The 1,765-nt window shown below is 72.4% G+C and carries 2 protein-coding genes; both read left to right on the top strand.

All coding sequences use genetic code 11. The annotated features are described in order from the left end of the window. On the top strand, window positions 1–358 hold a 358-nt coding region (locus H5J29_RS31400; RefSeq protein ID WP_181784555.1), incomplete at its 5' end, for a tripartite tricarboxylate transporter TctB family protein. 2 nt (window positions 359–360) lie between these two features. Continuing rightward, the coding region (locus tag H5J29_RS31405) for a tripartite tricarboxylate transporter permease (RefSeq protein WP_312858497.1) at window positions 361–1,765 on the top strand (1,405 nt) is incomplete at its 3' end.

A 1,765-nucleotide genomic window follows, 5' to 3' on the forward strand; every position in this document is an offset into this window, starting at 1 on the left:
GTGCCGGTCTCGTCGTGACCGTGGCGTCGGTCATCGGCTCGTCTGTCTGCTCATCGTCGGGTGTGCCGTCCGGCTCCTGCTGCGGCCGGACACCAGGAGCATCGAGGAGGTCGATCCCGGATCGGGCAGGCGCGTGGCCGTGGCCGTCGCGGCGACGGCGGCGTTCGTGCCGGTGTTCGCGGCCATCGGGATGCCGGTGCCCGGGTTCGCCCTGCTGCTCGTCTGGCTCCGGCTCTTCGGCGAGTCGTGGAAGGTGGCGATCACGGTGGCGGTGCTCGGCGTCGTCGCCGTGCACGTGCTGTTCGTCGTGGTGCTGCAGGTTCCGTTGCCCGTCGGGCCGCTGGCCCCGGGGGTGTAGTCGTGTCGGGTCTGCTCACCGGGATCGAGGTCGCCCTCACCCCCGAGAACCTGCTGTTCGTGCTGCTCGGTGTCGTGATCGGCATGGTGGTCGGGGTCATCCCCGGACTCGGTCCCACCGCCACGATCGCCCTGCTGCTGCCGCTGACCTTCGAGCTGGAGCCCGCGACCGCGGTGATCATGCTCGCCGGGATCTACTACGGGTCGATGTACGGGGGCACGATCACGTCGGTCCTGCTGCGGCTGCCGGGTGAGGCGGCGTCCGTGGTCACCACGTTCGACGGCTACCAGATGGCCAGGCAGGGACGCGCCGGTCCGGCCCTGGGCATCGCCGCGGTGGGCTCCTTCGCGGGCGGGGTGGCGGCGGTCGTCGGCCTCGCCCTGCTCGCACCCGCCCTCGCCGCGTTCGCGATCCGGTTCGGCCCGCCGGAGTTCGCGGTCATCGCCGCCCTGGGCATCCTGCTCGCCGCCTACCTCGGCACCCGGTCGTTCACCGCCTCGCTGCTGAGCGCGGGGGTGGGCCTGCTGCTGGCCACCGTCGGGCAGGACGTGGTCGACGGCAGCCCGCGCTACACCGTGGGCAGCCCGGACCTCCTCGGCGGGCTGGACTTCGTCGCCGTCGCGATGGGGCTGTTCGGAGTGGGCGAGCTGCTGCACACCCTCGCCCGGCGCGGCGGCGGAGAGATGGTCACCCGCGCCATCGGCCGGGTCTGGCCGACCCGGGCCGACATGCGGACGAGCGCGCCGGCGATCGGCCGGGGCACCGTCATCGGCTTCGTGCTCGGGATCCTGCCCGGCGGTGGCGGCATGGTCTCGTCCCTCGGCTCCTACGCGGCCGAGAAGCGCGCGGCGAAGGACCCGTCGCGCTTCGGGAAGGGGGCGATCGAGGGCGTCGCCGGACCCGAGACGGCGAACAACGCCGGCTCGCAGTCCGCGTTCATCCCGCTGCTGACGCTCGGCATCCCGCCCAACGCCGTCCTCGCCCTGATCCTCGGCGCGCTGCTCGTGCAGGGGGTGACCCCGGGGCCCCAGCTGGTGACCGACGACCCCGAGATCTTCTGGGGCGTGATCGCCTCGATGCTGGTCGGCAACGTGATCCTGCTGCTGCTCAACATCCCGCTGCTCGGCGCGTTCGTCCAGATCCTCCGGGTGCGGGTGGGGATCCTGGCGGCGCTCGCCGTCCTGGTCACGATGATGGGCGTCTACAGCGTCAACAACAGCGTGCTCGACCTGTGGGTCGTCGCGGTGTTCGGCGTCCTCGGCTTCCTGATGCGCCGCGCCGGGTTCGAGCCGGGCCCGCTCGTCCTCGCGTTCGTCCTCGGCGGGCTTCTGGAACCGGCCTTCCGGCAGAGCCTGCTGATCTCCGGCGGCGATCCCAGCGTCTTCGTGACCCGGCCGATCTCCGGCA

It is taken from the genome of Pseudonocardia pini, assembly GCF_013870575.1.
Lineage (GTDB): Bacteria > Actinomycetota > Actinomycetes > Mycobacteriales > Pseudonocardiaceae > Pseudonocardia > Pseudonocardia pini.